General features: G+C 66.7%; 20 protein-coding genes. 7 read left to right on the forward strand and 13 right to left on the reverse strand.

What is annotated here, in order from left to right:
• Window positions 1-9: 9 nt before the first annotated feature.
• Window positions 10-504 carry a MarR family winged helix-turn-helix transcriptional regulator gene (locus VH571_RS02905; RefSeq protein ID WP_423263230.1) on the forward strand — a complete coding sequence of 165 codons (495 nt, stop codon included), beginning with the start codon at window positions 10-12 and terminating at the stop codon, window positions 502-504.
• Between the two features lie 44 nt (window positions 505-548).
• On the opposite strand, the gene VH571_RS02910 is transcribed toward VH571_RS02905, so the two are convergent.
• The gene (locus tag VH571_RS02910; protein WP_423263231.1) at window positions 549-1175 is read right to left on the reverse strand and encodes a TetR/AcrR family transcriptional regulator; all 627 of its coding nucleotides are present in this window, start codon (window positions 1173-1175) and stop codon (window positions 549-551) included.
• Between the two features lie 112 nt (window positions 1176-1287).
• Here VH571_RS02910 and VH571_RS02915 point away from each other — a divergent pair, with 112 nt between their 5' ends.
• Both VH571_RS02915 and VH571_RS02920 read left to right on the forward strand, forming a co-directional pair.
• Window positions 1288-1713: an ester cyclase gene (locus VH571_RS02915; protein WP_423263232.1), complete on the forward strand. Its 426-nt coding sequence runs from the start codon at window positions 1288-1290 to the stop codon at window positions 1711-1713.
• On the forward strand, window positions 1710-2183 hold the full coding sequence (locus VH571_RS02920) for a DUF1772 domain-containing protein (RefSeq protein WP_423263233.1): 474 nt from the start codon (window positions 1710-1712) through the stop codon (window positions 2181-2183). Before VH571_RS02915 ends, VH571_RS02920 begins: the two co-directional genes overlap by 4 nt.
• A 45-nt stretch (window positions 2184-2228) precedes the next feature.
• Here the strand turns inward: VH571_RS02920 and sigK are convergent, their stop codons facing one another.
• The 7 genes from sigK to VH571_RS02955 all read right to left on the reverse strand — a co-directional run bounded on the left by sigK (window position 2229) and on the right by VH571_RS02955 (window position 11108).
• Window positions 2229-3014, reverse strand: coding sequence for an ECF RNA polymerase sigma factor SigK (gene sigK / locus VH571_RS02925; protein WP_423263234.1), 786 nt, complete (start codon window positions 3012-3014; stop codon window positions 2229-2231).
• Between the two features lie 128 nt (window positions 3015-3142).
• Window positions 3143-3754: a TetR/AcrR family transcriptional regulator gene (locus VH571_RS02930; RefSeq protein WP_423263235.1), complete on the reverse strand. Its 612-nt coding sequence runs from the start codon at window positions 3752-3754 to the stop codon at window positions 3143-3145.
• 2 nt (window positions 3755-3756) lie between these two features.
• The gene (locus tag VH571_RS02935) at window positions 3757-5826 is read right to left on the reverse strand and encodes a CocE/NonD family hydrolase (protein WP_423263236.1); all 2070 of its coding nucleotides are present in this window, start codon (window positions 5824-5826) and stop codon (window positions 3757-3759) included.
• The gene (locus VH571_RS02940) at window positions 5823-7583 is read right to left on the reverse strand and encodes a dipeptide ABC transporter ATP-binding protein (protein ID WP_423263237.1); all 1761 of its coding nucleotides are present in this window, start codon (window positions 7581-7583) and stop codon (window positions 5823-5825) included. The genes VH571_RS02935 and VH571_RS02940 overlap by 4 nt, the downstream gene beginning before the upstream one ends.
• Complete coding sequence (locus VH571_RS02945) at window positions 7580-8473, reverse strand: ABC transporter permease (RefSeq protein WP_423263238.1); 894 nt, start codon at window positions 8471-8473, stop codon at window positions 7580-7582. The genes VH571_RS02940 and VH571_RS02945 overlap by 4 nt, the downstream gene beginning before the upstream one ends.
• Window positions 8470-9534 (reverse strand): ABC transporter permease, encoded by a 1065-nt coding sequence (locus VH571_RS02950; protein ID WP_423263239.1) that lies wholly within the window; start codon window positions 9532-9534, stop codon window positions 8470-8472. The genes VH571_RS02945 and VH571_RS02950 overlap by 4 nt, the downstream gene beginning before the upstream one ends.
• The gene (locus tag VH571_RS02955; protein ID WP_423263240.1) at window positions 9531-11108 is read right to left on the reverse strand and encodes an ABC transporter substrate-binding protein; all 1578 of its coding nucleotides are present in this window, start codon (window positions 11106-11108) and stop codon (window positions 9531-9533) included. Before VH571_RS02955 ends, VH571_RS02950 begins: the two co-directional genes overlap by 4 nt.
• 268 nt (window positions 11109-11376) lie before the next feature.
• Here VH571_RS02955 and VH571_RS02960 point away from each other — a divergent pair, with 268 nt between their 5' ends.
• Entirely contained in the window at window positions 11377-11715 is a 339-nt protein-coding gene (locus VH571_RS02960) for a cupin domain-containing protein (RefSeq protein WP_423263241.1), read from the forward strand.
• Between the two features lie 144 nt (window positions 11716-11859).
• Here VH571_RS02960 and VH571_RS02965 read toward each other — a convergent pair whose 3' ends face one another.
• Both VH571_RS02965 and VH571_RS02970 read right to left on the reverse strand, forming a co-directional pair.
• The gene (locus VH571_RS02965) at window positions 11860-12123 is read right to left on the reverse strand and encodes a type II toxin-antitoxin system RelE family toxin (RefSeq protein ID WP_055960716.1); all 264 of its coding nucleotides are present in this window, start codon (window positions 12121-12123) and stop codon (window positions 11860-11862) included.
• Entirely contained in the window at window positions 12120-12368 is a 249-nt protein-coding gene (locus VH571_RS02970; RefSeq protein ID WP_055962313.1) for a type II toxin-antitoxin system Phd/YefM family antitoxin, read from the reverse strand. Before VH571_RS02970 ends, VH571_RS02965 begins: the two co-directional genes overlap by 4 nt.
• 100 nt (window positions 12369-12468) lie before the next feature.
• On the opposite strand from VH571_RS02970, the gene VH571_RS02975 reads away from it, so the two are divergent.
• Entirely contained in the window at window positions 12469-12900 is a 432-nt protein-coding gene (locus VH571_RS02975; RefSeq protein ID WP_423263242.1) for a hypothetical protein, read from the forward strand.
• 91 nt (window positions 12901-12991) lie between these two features.
• Here VH571_RS02975 and VH571_RS02980 read toward each other — a convergent pair whose 3' ends face one another.
• Entirely contained in the window at window positions 12992-13375 is a 384-nt protein-coding gene (locus VH571_RS02980; RefSeq protein ID WP_423263243.1) for a cupin domain-containing protein, read from the reverse strand.
• A gap of 172 nt (window positions 13376-13547) precedes the next feature.
• Between VH571_RS02980 and VH571_RS02985 the strand changes: the two genes are divergently transcribed.
• Both VH571_RS02985 and VH571_RS02990 read left to right on the forward strand, forming a co-directional pair.
• On the forward strand, window positions 13548-14777 hold the full coding sequence (locus VH571_RS02985) for an FAD-dependent monooxygenase (RefSeq protein WP_423263244.1): 1230 nt from the start codon (window positions 13548-13550) through the stop codon (window positions 14775-14777).
• 109 nt (window positions 14778-14886) lie between these two features.
• Entirely contained in the window at window positions 14887-15381 is a 495-nt protein-coding gene (locus tag VH571_RS02990) for a MarR family winged helix-turn-helix transcriptional regulator (RefSeq protein ID WP_423263245.1), read from the forward strand.
• Between the two features lie 112 nt (window positions 15382-15493).
• Here VH571_RS02990 and VH571_RS02995 read toward each other — a convergent pair whose 3' ends face one another.
• On the reverse strand, window positions 15494-15790 hold the full coding sequence (locus VH571_RS02995) for a hypothetical protein (RefSeq protein ID WP_423263246.1): 297 nt from the start codon (window positions 15788-15790) through the stop codon (window positions 15494-15496).
• A 292-nt stretch (window positions 15791-16082) separates the two neighbouring features.
• A complete protein-coding gene (locus VH571_RS03000) occupies window positions 16083-16667 on the reverse strand; it encodes a TetR family transcriptional regulator (protein ID WP_423263247.1) in 585 nt (194 codons plus the stop codon).
• Window positions 16668-16725 lie beyond the last annotated feature (58 nt).

Below are 16725 nucleotides of genomic sequence, written 5' to 3' on the forward strand. Positions count from 1 at the left end.
GATGGACACATGCCGGATTCGCCCACCACCCTCACCCCGACTCAACTCAGCGCCTATCTGGCATTCACCGAGGTGGGCGCACTGCTGCGACCGACCGTCGAGAAGCAGCTCCGTGACGTCGGCGGGCTGAGCTATGTGCAGTTCCAGCTTCTGGCGAGGCTCGGCGACACCGCCGACGGCCGTCAGCGCATGACCGACCTCGCCGACAAGGTCGTGTACAGCCGAAGCGGGCTGACCTACCAGGCACAGCTCCTCGAGCAGCGCGGGCTCGTGACGCGATCACCCTCGCCAGACGACGAGCGCAGCACCGTCGTCGCGATCACCGCGGCGGGGCGAAGCGTGCTCGCAGCGGTGTTCCCCGGGCACATTGGCACCGTGCACGACCTGCTGTTCGCTCCAATCACCGACGACGACGCGAAGGATCTCGCCCGCATCCTCGGTCGTATCAGCGAGCGACTCCGCACGAACCCGCCCCGCTCGGCGGCTCGGCGGGGCTCGAAATAGCACATGAACTAGTACCCGAGAGTCACGCTTGATTCCAGAGTCAATTAGCTTTCTTGATAGCCGCTCACCGGCCCAGGCTTCGCGAGAAGCCGATTCGGAACGATCCTGTCCACCAACAGAAGGATCCGGGCCTCCTGGTGATCCGGCCGCAATCGGGCGCCTCGCTGTAGCTCCACGAGGCCGTGCAGGCTCGCCCAGAGCACCTCGGTGAGCATTTCGACGTCGGCATCGCCGGCGTGAGGTTCCACCGCCGCCCTCAACTCGGCGAAGGCAGACGACGGCGCCGGCGACAGCGACGAGGCCGAACCGCTTCCGAAGTGCAGGCGGGAGGTTCGGCTGAACATCGCGTCGTAGACGGCGGGCGCATCGGTCGCAAAGGCGGCGTAGCGATGGGCCACGGCTGACAGCGCATCGCCCGAGGCGGCGGTGACGCGCGCCTCATGAAGGGCCTCGAAGAGCTCCTCGAAGCCCTCGAGGGCGACGGCATCGGCGATGTCGTCGAGCGAGGCGAAGTGCTTGTAGATGACCGGCTGGCTGTATTCGATCTCGGTCGACAGGCGCCTCGTCGTGACGGCCTCCCAGCCTTCGCTTTCGGCGATCGAGCGGGCCGCCGTCGTGATCAGGCGACGTCGCGCCGATCGGTCGCGGGCTCGACGCTCTTCGATTGTCATAGTCAACAGTAGCAGTGCTAGCAATGCGAGCACCAGTCTTGACATGGCGTTGCCGCAGGGGCTAGCGTCGCTAACGGTTAGCAACGCTAGCCATAATGAAGGAGCAGATCAGATGGAATCACGCACACTCGTCGAGACGTATCTCGAAATGCTGAACACCCACAACGCAGACCTCGTCGACGCGTTCATCGCCGACGACTACGTCAACCACAACGTCGTCGTCGCGGACGGCCGCGAGGCGAACCGAGCTTTCTGGAAGAACTTCTTCGCGGGGCTCCCCGATGTCGTCGTGACGATGGAAGACGTCATCGTCTCGGGCGACCGTGTCGTCGGTCGCTTCGTCTATCGAGGTACTCACACCGGCGACCTGCTGGGCATTCCGGCCACCGGCGCCGCCGTCGAGATGCGGAGCATCGACATCTGGCGCGTCGCGAACGGCCTCCTCGTCGAGCACTGGGATGAACTCAACCTCATGGAGGTCTTCCAGCAAGTCGGCGTCCTCCCCCAGCTCGGCGGCTCCGAGGCGGCGACGGCATGATCGCCCTCACGCAGGCTGCGGCACTCCTGGCCATCCTCGGTGTCGGGCTCGTCTGGGGCACGGACGCGTTCTGCGCCCTGGTGCAGCGCCCCGCACTCGCCCGCGTCGACGACGCAGCACTCACCACTGTCATGGGCAATGTGCACCGTTTTGGTGACCAACGGATGCCCGTCCCCGGGGTCGTGGGCCTCGTCGGATCCTTAGCTGCTGCTGTGCTGGCAGCGCTCACGGGACATGCCGCGACTGCGGCCTTGGCAGGCACGGCACTCGTGCTGCTCGTCGTCTGGCTCGTGCTCTACGCGCGCATCAGCGCGCCGATCAACCGCACGTTGACCGAGGCGGCAGACCGAGGCGAGACGCCGGCCAACGCTCGCACGCTGCAGGCGGGCTGGGATCGGATCATCGTGCTCCGCGCCGCCCTGCAGGGCATGGCACTGCTCGCACTCGGCCTCACCCTCATCGTCCTGTGAACGCCCGACGACTAAGCCCTCCGCCCGGTTAGCCAGAAGGAGTCATCAGGCTGCTGCGACAGCCAGCTCCGTGCGGAGGGCGATGAGCCCGTTTCGGAGGCGCGTCTTGATCGTGGCGATCTTCACGCCGAGCCGGTCCGCGATCTGGGCCTGGGTCAGAGTGTCGAAGTAGGCGAGTTCGATCGCCTCGCGCTGGACGGCCGAAAGGTGACACATCGCAGCGCGGACCTCGTCGTTCGCGAAGCGAATGTCGACGGTTTCCGAGACGACGTCGTAAGCCGCCTCCTGATCCCTGATGCCGACGCGCATGTCTCTGTCCCGCGACGACTGCGATGCGCGCACACGATCGATCGCTCGTCGGCGGGCGATCGTCATCATCCACGACCGCGCGTTGCCCTTCGAGGCCTCGAACTTTGCGGCGTTCTGCCACAGCTCGAGATAGACCTCCTGCGTCACCTCCTCCGACTGTGCCGGGTCGCGAAGGCACCGAGTGACGAGACCGAGGATCCGAGGCGCCGTCCGGTCATAGAGATCCGCGAAAGCACGGCGATCCCCACCGGCTATTCGGACAAGAAGATCATCATCGCTGGATCCAAGCGAATCGATCGAGGCCGCTAAGGAAGTCATTGGTTCCCGCCATTCGTCCTCCGCAGGATGGTTAGGGCCACGAGAGGACATCGCACTGGGGAAGATCCCCATAACGATCAGCCTAGAAACGGGCGTGCCGACCTCGTTGACCCCAGAAGAGGGGGCGAGGCGACGGACTGCCCCGGTTTTATGGGGATCTCCGTCCTGCGAGACCGAAATGTGACCGGCAAAATGATGCCTCATAGTCGTATCTGGGCGTCATGAAGACCCCCATCAACCTTCTTGGTCGACATCTCGGCCCGGCGGGGTACAGGCATGTACCCCAAATACGCTGCTGCCAGGGTGCGGCGAGAGCTTCCAGAGGACTGGAACTAGCTGAAGAGGGCAGCGGCAGGTGCGAGCTCGTGGTCCAGGAAGGTCCACATCCAGCCGAGCGCCCGCGCCCGGGTCAGCCCGGGGGCCTTCTGCGCGAGCTGTGTCGCGACACCGTCGCTGTATGCGGCGAGCTTGAGGGCGACCTCCGAGGCGTCCTCGGTCGCAAACACCCCGAGGTCGATACCGCGCCGGACGGCCCGCACGAGACATGCCTCCCAGATACGGATGCGCTCGGAGTACTCCTCAGCGACGGCCGGCTTCCGAGCCACCGCCGTCCAGTAGTCCGACCAGAGCCGCCAATGCGCCTCGGCCTCGTCACTGTCTTCGAAGAGCGGCTCGACCAGCATCCGCACACCGCGCACGGGGTCCGGCTCGGCGTCGACCGCCTTGATGATCGACGCGTAGAACCGATCCGTCTCGAGCACGACGACCTCGTTGAGAATCTCGGCGACGCTTCCGAAGTGATACGTGACGGTGCCGACCGAGACCTGCGCCTCGGCGGCGATGTCACGGAGCGTGGTCGCTCCGAGGCTCTTCTGGAGGATGACCTCCCGGGCCGCCTCGACGATCATCGCGCGGCGAACGGCAGGCTTTTCCCGCCGTGCCACGCTCACGCGGACGTCCGGGGAACGACCTCGTCGAACGAGCGATCTGCGACGAGCACCTCCGCCGCTTCGGGGCCACCGTCGCGCGCCCAGGCCCGCACGGTGTTGACGACGCGATAGGCATCGGCATCTGCCGTCACTCGCGAGGTCGTCTCGAGGCGGGCCCGCCACGACGGCTTCTCGAGGCCAATCGCCCACCGCGACTCGGCCACAGCGGATGTCGGGTCGCCCTCGGTGATCCGGTAGGTCTCTCGGCTGCTCTCGGTGAAGACGAGACCGTCGGGATAGAGGCGGGAGCCGCCGTAGCCCGGGTCGACATCGAGCACCCACTCTCCCGTCTCGACGTCGTGCGTGACGCTTCGCTGCGACAGGGGCGGAGCAGCATCTTCGTCCTCGGTCGGCGGCACGGCCCGGATCGCCATCGGCGTGGAGCGGGTCGCGGGCTCGAACTCCACTCCGTCGTCGTCGGTACGAGTCCATTCGGGGATCGTCACGCTGCTGCGCTCCGGCGACACGATCAGTGTCGCCTCCGCGGCGTGCGGCCAGATCCACGGCCAGTAGGCGCTCGACAGCGCGATGCGCAGCCGGTGCGCCGCGGGGAAGGAGTGCCCTGTCGAGACGAGCGACACTCGCACGACCTCCTCGACGCCGGGAACCATCGGGGTGTTCCCTGCTCGGCCACGTCGCTTGTTGAGGTTCAGCGCCCCGCGCGTGACGAGGGTCGAGCTGCCGTCCGGGGCCACATCGCAGAGCCGCACGACGATGTTGGCGTCGGGCACGTCGCTCGATACAGCTATGTCGACGAGCACGTTGCCCAGGATGTCGAGCCGGCCGTCGACGGGCAGGTCGAAGCACACCGAACGGCCGTCCTCGGCCCGCTGATCCGGTGGCAGATCGGTCGTGTTGCCGAACGGGAAGAAGCGTCCGGCGTCGGCACCGGTCTGCTGCGGCGAACGCACCACGACACCCGAGGTGGGGCGGGCTCCTGCGTCAAGACGCACGGGCGCGGGGCCGGCGAACGACGACAGCCCGACGATTCGAGGTGACGCGCACGATGCCGGTGCCGGCCACGAGGGGGAACCGACCCAGCGCCCGGTCCGCTCTTCGTAGTACGTCGACGGCGGCTCGGAGTCGTTGATCCATGCTCGGAGCGCCGGCTCGCGGGTGACGCCGGTATCGATACCTTTCAGCCACTGGTCCCACCAGCGGAGCGTCTCCTGGAGAAAACCGATCGACGGCCCGGGCGCGAACCCGCGGTCGGGGTACTGGTGCGACCAGGGCCCGATGATGCCCTTGACGGGCGCGGACAGGTTGGCGACGAGCCGCAGCACGGCGTCGCGGTACGGGTCGGCCCATCCCCCGACGGTGAGGACTGCGGCAGAGATCGCGGAGTAGTCCTCGGCGACGCTGCCGTGGCGCCAGTAGTCGTCGCGTTCCTGGTGCGCGAGCCACGTCGGCGTCATAGGCCGGTTGGACTCGAGCCGCTCGCGCCACCGGTCGACCCAGTCGTCGCCGACGACCTCGGGTCGCGGCGGCCGCGAGTTGAACGCGAACATCGTGCCGCCCCAGGCGGCCATGTCGATGCCCAGCACCGCGCCGCCCATGTAGTGCACGTCGTTGTCGTAGCGGTCGTCGGTCGAGCACACCGTCACGATCGCCTTGAGCGCCGAGGGGGCCCGGGCCGCGAGCTGCAGCCCGTTGAACCCGCCCCACGAGATCCCGAATACCCCGACTGCGCCGGTGCACCACTCCTGGGCGGCGATCCACTCGATGACCGCGACCCCGTCGTCGAGTTCTTGCACGGAGTACTCGTCGTCGAACAGGCCGTCCGACGAGCCGGATCCACGGATGTCGACGCGAATCGACGCGTACCCGTGCTCGGCGTACCACGGGTGCCGTTCGCTGTCGCGCGGGGCCGTCCAGTCGTCGAGCCGGTACGGCAGGTATTCGAGGAGCGCGGGGACGGGCACCCCCGACGAGGGAGCCCAGATCCTGGCGTGGAGGCGCACTCCGTCCGGCATAGGAATCCAGACGTCGCGCTCCGTCACCGTCGGCGACGAGGTCGCGTCGGTCATGCGTCCTCCCAGTTCCTGATGCTGTGCCCGTCACCGAGATCCCGCCAACCTCCGCCGGCCGCGTCGCGCCAGGTCGCCACGGCGTCCTGCACGTCCGGCAGCTCGGTCGTGCCGGGTTCGAGCGTCGCGTCGAGCAGCTGCCGAGTGTAGGGGTGGTTCGGTCCGGCGAAGACACGACCGGTCGGCCCGATCTCGACGATGCGACCGCCGGTCATCACGGCCACACGATCGGCGACGCCGCGCACGACGGCCAGGTCGTGGCTGATGAACAGGCAGCTGAGGCCCTTGTCGCGCTGCAGGTCGGCGAGCAGCTGCAGGATCTCGGCCTGCACCCGGACGTCGAGCGCGGTCGTGATCTCGTCGGCGATCACGAGCTGCGGCCCGGCGGCGAGCGCGCGGGCGATACCGACGCGCTGGCGTTGCCCACCCGACAGCTGCGCGGGGAGCCGAGCGGCGAACGACGGAGAGAGCCCGACCTCGGTGAGGATCTCGCCCACACGCTCGGCAGACGCCGTGCCGGTGAAGAGCTTCAGCGGCCTGGCGATGGCCGCTCCGACCGTCCGGCGCGGGTTCAAGGAGGTGTCAGCGTTCTGGAACACGAGCTGCACGGCACGGCGGAGGTCGAGAGACCGCCCAGACACCGGTTCGGCCAGATCTCCGGACACCCCGTCGCCGGCGAATCGGAAGGTGCCGGACTCCGTCGGGATGAGCCCCGCCAGCGCGGTCGCGAGCGTCGACTTGCCGCTGCCCGACTCGCCGACGACGGCGAGCGTCTCGCGCGGCGCGATGGTGAACGACACGTCCTGAACCGCCGCGGGCAGATGCCGGGCGTATCTGATGACGAGGCCGTCGGCCTGGACGACTGGGGGTGCGGGCGCGACGGTTGCCGGGTCGGTTTCCGCGGATCCTGCGCTCTCGGCGAAGCCGTTGGCAAGAGCCGGCGCAAGGGCTGCCCCGGGGATGGCCGCCAAAAGTTCCCGGGTATAGGCGTGCTCCGGCGTGGCGAAGAGGTCGGCCGTGGGGCGGTGCTCGACGACGACACCGTCGCGCATCACGGCGATCTCGTCGGCCATGCTCGACACGACGCCCAGGTCGTGGCTCACCAGCAGGATCGCCATCTCGAGCTCCACCGCGAGGTCTCTGATGAGCTCGAGCACCGCGGCCTGCGTCACGACGTCGAGCGCGGTCGTCGGCTCGTCGAGGACGAGCACCTGCGGCCGCGCGGCGATGGCCATGGCGATCGCGATGCGCTGCTGCTGGCCGCCCGAGAGCTGGTGCGGGTACCGCAGGACGATGGATTCAGGATCCGGGAGCCGCACTCGTCGCACGAGCTCCTGCACCCGGTCGTCGCCGCTCGGCAGCCCGTGGCTTTCGAGCGCTTCACTGAGCTGTCGGCCCACGCGCATGGACGGCGTCAGCGCTTGCCCGGCGTTCTGGGCGACGAGAGCAGCTGTGCCGCCACGGAGTGCCCTGGTGTCGACGGGGGAGAGCGCGAAGACGTCATCTCCGGCGACCTCCACGCTGCCGGAGACGATCCGCGAGCCGCGACGGAGGTGCGCGAGCAGTGCCCGGGCGACGGTCGATTTGCCGCTGCCCGACTCCCCCACGAGGCCGAGGGCCCGGCCCGGACGGATGTCGAAGCTCACCCCGCGCACCACTGGCACATCGGTGCGTCCAGCGGTGTACGAGATCGCGAGGTCATTCACCCGCACGACGAAGCCGGTCGTGGTCGGTACGTCGTCGACGGTCGTCGTCATGATGCGGCCCCCTGCTGTGCGCGGTCGATGCCGAGGGCCTTGCTGAGGCCGTCGGCGCTGAGGTTCAAGCCGATGACGAGAGTCGCCAGAGCGACGATCGGTGCCAGCGTGCCCATCGGAACCACGGTGAGCGCGGTGCGGTTCTCCTGCACCATGAGACCCCAGTCGGGCGTCGGCGGGTTCGCCCCGAAGCCGAGGAACGAGAGCGTGGAGATGAGGAGGACGATCCACGACGCCCGCATGGCGTACTCGACGAGCACGACGTCGAGGACGTTGGGGAGGATCTCGCGGAACACGATGCTCAGCGGTTTCTCGCCGCGCGCCCTGGCGGCGGTGACGTAGTCCTGCGTGATCACGGTTCGGGCTGCCCCGCGGACCACCCGGGTCACGGCGGGCGCGTAGACGACCGTCACCGCGAGCACGATGACCCAGAGTCCGGAGTCGAACACCGTCACGACGACGAGGAGGGCGAGGATCGACGGCACGCTCAGCAAGGCGTCGACGACGCGCATGACGACTTCGTCGAACCAGTTGTCCGCGTAGGCGGTGACGGCACCGAGCACCGTTCCGATGGCGACCGCGATGGTCGTGGCGAGGAACGTGACAAGCAACGCGTACCGTCCGCCGTTCAGCACGCGCGACAGGATGTCGCGGCCGTACTGGTCGGTGCCGAGCCAGTGCGACCACGTCGTGCCCGAGAGCACGTTCGTGGAGTCGGTCACGACGGGATCGTGCCCGGCGATGACCGGCGCGAGGAGCGCGAGGACGACGTGCAGGGCGATGAGGCCGAGGCCGATCGACAGCGCGGTCGAAGCGCGAAGCGGAGTCGTCCATCCGCGCAGACGGCCGCGGAAGCGGGTCAGCGGTGATGACTGAAGTGCGGCGGTCATGCGCGATCCTTCCTTGCGCTAGAGGTGTCTGCGGTAGCGGTGCCGACACTGGCCGCCGCGAGGGCGGCCGGGCGTCGAGCGGTACCGCGCGGTCGCGCACGGCGCCCCCGCTGCCTGGTGCGAAGCCGAGGATCAAGGGCCAGCGCGACGAGGTCCGCCGCCAGGTTGCAGACGACGTAGATCAGGGCGCTCAGCAGCGCGATCGCCTGGATCGTCGGGAGGTCTCGGTTGAAGACCGACTCGAGCATGAGCTTGCCCATACCCGGGTAGTTGAAGACGTTCTCGACGACGACCACGCCGCCGAGCAGCCAGGCGACGTTCAGCGCGACGACGTTGAGCGTCGGGAGGAGCGCGCTCGGGACCGCGTGCCGCCAGACGATCTGCCGCGTCGACAGGCCCTTGAGCTCGGCTGTCGTGATGAACTCCGACGCCATCACGTCGATGGTCGAGCTCCGGGCGGTGCGCACGATGTAGGCCGCCATCGCCAGTGTCAGAACGATCATCGGGAGCCACACCGACGGCAGGAGCTGCAGCACGGTCGCGTCACTCCCCCGCAGGACCACGGCGGGGAACACCGGGATTGCGATCGCGAACACCAGCACGAGGACGGTGGCGACCATGAACTCCGGCACGCTCATGACCACGAGGCTGATGAGCGAGATCACGTGGTCGCTCGCTCGTCCCCGACGGACCCCCGCGACGACTCCGAGGGTCAACGACACGGTGACGCCGATGAGCATCGCGGGAACGGCGATGAGCATGCTGTTGCGGAAAGCGACGAGGAGGGAGGGCCCGACGGGGTCGCCGCTCACGAGCGACGTGCCGAAGTCGCCGTGCGCGGCGCCGATCAGCCAGTTGCCGTAGCGGAGCCAGACGTTCTGGTCGAGCCCGAGCGACTCGCGGAGCGCCTTGACCGCGTCCGGTGTGGCGTTCTGGCCGAGGAGCTGCTGCGCGACGTCTCCGGGGAGCAACTGGATCGCGAGAAAGACGAACAGCGAGGCGAGAACGATCGTGAGGATCGCGGTGCCGATTCGTCGGAGGACGGTTGTCAGTACGGTCATTTGCGCAGTCCGATCCGGAGGTAGTCGAACTCGAAGCCGAACTCCCGGTAGTTGACGACGTCCCGGGATATCCCCACCAGCCGGTCACCGAACATCGGGGTCATGTCGGCCCCGTCCTCGATGATCACTCGCTGGGCGTCCTGGTAGAGCATCCGTCGACGATCGTCGTTCATGGTGGCGCGGGCGTCGTCGAGCAAACCGTCGAAAGCCGCGTTCGACCACGCCGACTCGTTGTAGCTGGAGCCCGTGCGGAAGATCTGGTTGAGCAGCTGGTCGATCGGCCGGCCGGTGAACCAGTAGCTCACCATGAGCGGCTTCTGCATCCAGATCTCGGTGTAGTACGAATCCGACGAGGCGTTCCGGACGGTCAGGTCGATACCCGCCGCCTTCACCTGGTCGCGGTACGCCACGGCCATCGGCGTGAACACCGACTCGTAGCTCGACGTGTAGATCGACGTCTTCATGTCGGAGCGCCCGGCTTTCTTGAGCAGCGCCCTCGCTTTGTCCGGATCGTAGACGCGCCGGTCATCGTCGAACGCCGCGAGGGTGGGCGGCACCGGGTTGTCCCACCCAGGTGAGCCGGTGCCCTGGAGTGCCGTCGCGACGATCACCTTCGGGTCGTAGGCGAATTTCATCGCCTGCCGGACCATTGGATCCTTGAATTCGGTGCTCGTCGCGAGCATCGGGATCGTGTACCACTGGGCGTTCTTGACGCGGGCCACTGTCGCGCGGCTCGACGCCGAGACGACCCGGGCCGTGGCGAAGTCGAGGTTCGTCTGCGAGATCAGGTCGATCTGCCCGGCGAGCAGGGCATTTACCCGGGCGGTGGTGTCTTGGATCGACGAGAAGTCGATGCCGTCGAGCGCGGGGCGGCCTGCGAAGTGGTCGTCGAACGCCTCGACGCTGCCGGAGCCGGCCGGCGCGAACGACGAGAGCTTGAACGGCCCCGTGCCGATGCCAGTCGTACCGATCGTCGCGATCTCGCCAGCCGGCACGATGTAGCACTGGTAGGCCGTGAGGAGCGACGGGAACTCCGCGTTCGGCTTGGTCAGGTCGAACCGGAGCGTGTACGGATCGGGCGCCGACATGCTGTTCTTGTCGAGCATGTCGCCGAGCACGCCCCCCTGCGGCGACGCGGTCTTCGGGTCGAGGATGTGCTCGATCGAGGCGATCGCGTCGACGGCCGTGAAGGTTTTGCCGTTGTGGAAGCGGACGCCCTTGCGGAGCCGGAACGTCCAGGTCGTCCCGTCGGGGGTCGCGCTCCACTCCTCCGCGAGGTCGGCGACCGTTTCACCCGCCTGGTTCTGCTTGACGAGGCGGTTGTAGAGCGCGCCGAGGTACTCGTACGCGGAGAGGCTGCTCGCGGAGTCGAGAGTCTCGGCGGCAGACGCAGCGGGGCGCGCGATGCGGAGGCGACCGCCTCGAGCAGCGATACCGGTCGCGGCACCCTCGGGGATGGTGGTGGACCGGGCACCGCTGGTGCAGCCGGTCAGCGTGAGAAGACCGAGACCGGCAAGACCTGCGGCACCGGTCAGCAGGGTTCGGCGACTCGGGCCGCGCTCGTGGTCGTTCATCGGGGAAGGGACGATGGGTGGCATTGGGGAGAACCCCTCCTGTCAATCGTTCTTGTGAACGATAGATGACATGAGCACCCGTCACCAGCCGACTTTGAGGCGTGCGCGTGCCACAGAGGGCGCCTCCGGTGCGCTCGGTGCCCCGCCACTGCACCGATCCAGGCGTGCTGGAGTGCTGAGATCGGCACGTCCTGAGTATTTACGAAAGCGTTACACCCGCGCTTCGTCAGACTGTCGTGACGCGCCAGGGGCGTGGCAAGCTGCGTCCATGGAAGACTCTCCCATCGCCCGATCGACTCTGTTAGATCAACACCTCGGCTCGGCCACCACCGTGTCTCACGTGGAAGTGCGCCGAATCTCGATCTCACCCTTCACAGTCGGCGGCGCGCACACGCACAACGGCCCCGTGTTCGGAGTGATCGAAAGCGGTTCCGCCACTTTCCAGATCGGCCAGGAAGACCAGATGATCCTGCGGGCCGGCGACGTCTTCTATGAGCCCGCCGACGTCGTCATCTCTAAGTTCGACACCGCCGACGAGGCTGTGGTCTTTCTCGGCTACTTCCTTCTCGGTGAAGGCGCAGCGCCCGAGATCACCTTCTCCCCGTAAGTGCCACGGGCCCTACAGATCCGGGTTGCCCACGGTGGGAATTAGATGCCTAGCGTCCATTTTTAGTCCACCATCCGCATCCATCACGCAAAGTACCGGTTCACCCCCGCGCAGGCAGCCATCGCTGTTGGGCCTATACAGGCGTCAATGGGTGTCGTAGACGTCGCGACGGTGACCGACGGTAACCACGACAACTAAGAGGACGTCGTCCTCGATTGTGTAGATGATCCGGTAGTTCCCCACCCGCACCCGCAGCCCCACCCGACCCTGCAACGCTTTCGCCCCGGGGGGTCTCGGGTTTTGCCCCAGGAGCGCGATGGCGCCCTGAACTCGACGGGCGTCTTGAGGGTCGATCTTGCGAAGCGCTTTGACGGCGGCCGGCCGCAATTCGATCCGGTACGTGCTCATTGCCAACCGAGGTCGGCCTTGACCTGATCCCAGGGTATGTTCGGCCCCTCATCAGCCATGGCCTCATCGAACGCGTGCACATCCTCGACGTCTTCGAGGGCGTCCATCAACCGGTCGTACTGCGCCGGGCTGATCATCACCGCCGCCGGTTTGCCATGCCGTTCCAAAAACACCGCCTCCGTGTGGGCGGTTTCTATCACTTCGGGCAGCTTCCCCCGGGCATCACTCACGCTGATCGTCGACATGTCCCCACTGTACAAAATGAGGGCAGTTTTGTACAAGCAGCGGAATCCTCGTTGCGTGATCGTGACTCGCGCGAGAGCGCCGATGGGTGACGATGGTGCTGTGCTGAAACGACGTACCCGACTCACTGCTACCGCGGTACTCTCTCTGGCTTTCCTGCCTCTCCTCTCGGCATGCAGCAGCACCCCCGCCGACCCCATCGCGGCGGCCCGCACTCTCGCGGATGCCCCCGGCTGGGTCAGTGCGCCCACCGGCACCGACTGCGGCGACGTCGATTTGACGGCCGATCGCGGCCTTCCCGACAAGGCCCTCAAATGCCTTTCCGATGCGCGATCCGCGGGCGACGAGGCTCGTCTCGCGTGGATCGAACTGACGACGGAGGGTGACCCGGTTCCCTACTTCGCCAAGACCGAGGAGTCGGGCCTGACTGTCGTGTCGACCTCGGCATACGACAGCCTCGGCCAGGGCGGGTGGAGCGAGAACGAGTGCGCTGGGATCGCAGCGCTCCGGACTTGCCTGGCCGACGCCGAGTAGAGCGGCCGGAGACGAGCGAGGTCGGAAATCAGCGCCCGGCGGGCCGGAGCTCGGGTGCCGGGATCCTTGTGTCTCTCGAAAAGAGGCTGAGTCACAGGGCCTCACCGAGCTGACGCTCGATGGGCACCGTGCCCTCGACGATGACATCGCCCGTGTGTGCGGTGGTGACGGTTTCGATGAGCACGATCTCGACCTCCTCGTCGGCGACGGGGTTGTGCTGCACGCCTCGGGGCACGACGTAGAACTGGCCCGGGGTGAGCGCGACCTCCTGGTCGTCGGGAAGCTGAATGCGGAGGGTGCCTGACACGACGAGGAACATCTCGTCTTCGGCGTCGTGGGCGTGCCAGACCAACTCGCCGAGGAGTTTCGCGACCTTCACGTATTGATCGTTCACCTTGCCCACGACGCGCGGGGTCCAGTGCGCGTCGACCTGCTGGAGTTCGCGAGCGACGTCGGTCTCATGGGGAGTGGTCATAGATCCATCGTGGGCCATGGGGCGCTCAGACGGTGATGCACCTGCCGAGGAGCACAAAGAAGTCGGGCGCAGGAGGCACTGTTGTTAATTCACTGTGAAGTGTTCTCATAGTGAAGCTAATGCGGTCGATGTGGGTGATGCTGAGTCCCTGCCCAAACGAAAGCGATCCGAGATGACATCACGCCACCAGCCCAAGCCCCGAGTCCTGATCACAGGAGCGAGCATTGCCGGCCCAACCCTCGCTTGGGGGCTAGAAAGATCTGGCTTCGAGGTCACCCTTCTCGAGCGATCGCCCCAGCAACGAGAGACCGGACAGAACATCGACATCCGAGGTATCGGCCGAGACGTCATTGCGCGAATGGGCATCCGAGACACCGTGATGGCCAACCTCACCGGGGAAGAGGGCACCCGCTACGTGGACGACCACGGACACCCGTACGCGCGCTTCGCGAAAGAGGAGGGCGAAGACGGCCCCACCGCGGAGATCGAGATTCTTCGTGGAAAGTTCGCCCAAATTCTCGTCGAGCTCCTCCCGTCCACTGTGGAGCTGCGCTACGGCGACTACATCGTCGGCGTCGAGCAAGACGCCTCGGGCGTCGACGTGACATTCCACGGCGGTGCCTCAGAGCGATTTGATGTCGTCGTCTCGGCCGAGGGGCGAAGCTCACGAACACGCCGCCTTCTGTTCGCCGACGAGACCGAGTATCGAGACTTCGGTGTCAGCATCGCTTACGGCACTCTCGACCGGGTGGTGGACGACGTCGATCAGTGGGACTGGTACACCGCACCCCGGGGTCGGGTCGCCTCGATCCGCCCTGACAACGAAGGCACCATGCGCGCGAGCATGTCGTTCGAATCCGAACCAATGGGCTTCGAGAAGCTCCCCGTCGAGGCGCAGCTCTCGATTCTCCGGGAGCGCTTCCGGGGAGCCGCGTGGAAAACGGAACGGATTCTCGACGGGTTCGACGCTCGGGCCAACGAGTTCTATACGCAGCGAATGGAGCAGGTCGTCGTCTCCCGGTGGAACAAAGGCAGAGTCGTGCTCCTCGGCGACGCTGCGTGGGGTTCCGGTCCGACGGGGATGGGCACCACCCTGTCTCTCGTCGGCGCTTACATCCTCGCGGGCGAACTCGCCAAGACACTCGTCAACCGTGCCGACACCCCGCAGCTCGCCTTCGCCCGCTATGAACGACTCCTCCGCGGCTACGCCGACAGCGCTCAGGGTCTTCCTCGCGGCGGGGCAAAACTACTGCACCCGTCCACCAGGGCAGGCGTCAGGGCCATGCAGACCGCGCATCGGATCGCTGCGTCGAAACCGGTCCGCCGGTTCGCGACAAACCACCTTCTCACCAGCGAGAAGAACGTCCCGGAACTGCCGAACTACCCGTCACTTCGACTCTGACCGTGCGCGCCGGCTACCGACCCACTGACAGCGTCTCTGCGGAGGTCCTCCTTGTCGCGATGGCCGTGACATTGACCTCCCATCCACAGAACCCGGAAGAATCAACGGCATGACTGATGTCAAAGCCCACGTTCTCGAGGCGTTGCGCCACTACGCGGTGAGCTACCAGGAATCCGCACACCACCTCGCAGAATGGATGGACCTCCCCAGCACCGACGGCGCCGCACTCGGAGAGATCCTCTGGGCGGAAAACGCAGGGCGCCCCCTTTTTCCGGCACAACTCAAAGACCGAATCGGGCTGACATCCGGAGCCACCAACGCGCTCGTCAACCGGCTGGAGGCACTCGACCTCGTCACCCGCAGCCGAGAAAGCAATGACCGGAGGATCGTCAGCCTCCGGGTCACGCAAAAGGCGCGAGACCGCAGCGACGGCTTCATTCGCAAACCTGCCCGAGAACTCGAATCCGCCCTCGACGAGTACACGCCGGAGGTTCTCGAAACGGTGCGGGGCTTTCTAGAGCGATTTGCGGCCATCCTCCCCACCGGCACGGATCACCGGCGGGAGTCGGGCGACGAGAACGCACCTGCGGCTGGGGCGCCGTAGCGCACGCCCGACCCCAGCCGGACCGCCTACCGCCGAGTCGAGAAGATCAAGGCCGTGGTATCACGCCACGTGCGGGATCGTATCGTTGCCGCGCCGCTGCCGAAGCCGACGACTACCGGGCCGCGCGCGCTACCCACTCGGCGATCAGCACCGCCGACGCATCGGTGATCTCTGTCACTGCGTACGACGTCGGCCACAGACCGGACTCGTCGTCGAGCGCAGCCATCCCACTGAAACCCAGGGTCGAGTATCGGGCCTTGTCGTCGATTCCACTTCGAAAGAACACGACCACCTTGCCGGCCTTTGCCCATCCGGGTTGGCCGTAGTACAGCTTGGGCATCAGATCCGGGGCGACTTCACCGACAATGACACCCAGCCTCTCGGCGAGAGACCGGTCAGGATCGCTCATCGCCGCTATCTTCTCCGCCACCGCATGCGAATCAGCAGCGGCTCGTGCTTCGGCGCTGAGCCGACGAGCGTCTGCCCTGTTCTCGGTGGCCCGCTGTGTGATGGCGGCTTTCTCTTCGGCCGAAAAGCTTTCTGACCCTGATCCGTTCACGAGAGGCCCTCCCTAGGCGTCAGCCCAGCATGCCCCGTGGAGAGGCGAATTCTCTGCACATTGACGCCCGCTAGGTCCGAGCTGCCCTCCCGGCACCTCTCGTGCCGAATTCTCTGAACCCAAACGCTCTGGCGAACGACGATTACGAAAGGGACGACGGCCGAATGCTCGTCACGTTCTCCATCAGGAGAGCGTCTAGGGCACGGTAGAGGTCGTCGGGATTGCCGTCCCAGGTCTCGTCGACGATCCAGGAGTTGGTGATGTGAGTCGCCTCGGTGGTGATCCGGCGGGCTTCACGGGTGATCTGCGCCTCGCCGAGTCGGGTGCCGAAGAACAGCCGGATCCTCGACTCCACCCGGGAGACGATGAACGGCCCCATGCGGGCATCGATCTTCTGGGCCATCGCGCCGATGCGCAGAGCCCGATAGAACAGACGCCGCTTCGCGTAGTGGTGAGCGAAGGCACTGAGAGGGGGCGTGTCGGAGGCCTCGATCTCGAACGTCGAGAGGTCGCGAATGCACGCGTCGAGGGCAGCCTCCACGAGGAGCTCGTCGGTCGAGGCGAAGGCGTCGACGACAGTCGCTTCATCGACACCGGCAGCGGCGGCAATCTCTCTCGCAGTAACCGCGGGAGTCCCCTCGCGCTCGACCACCAGGATTGCCGCGTCGAGAACGGCGGAACGGATCGCCGGGTCGATCGCCCCGGAAGGCTCGGCAGAAGTGACCATGTCGATCGACCCTCCCCCTGCGCCGCCGCGCTCGCATGAGCCGGACGGCACCCAACGC

The sequence above is a fragment of the Frondihabitans sp. 4ASC-45 genome, from assembly GCF_049472575.1.
GTDB lineage: Bacteria > Actinomycetota > Actinomycetes > Actinomycetales > Microbacteriaceae > Frondihabitans.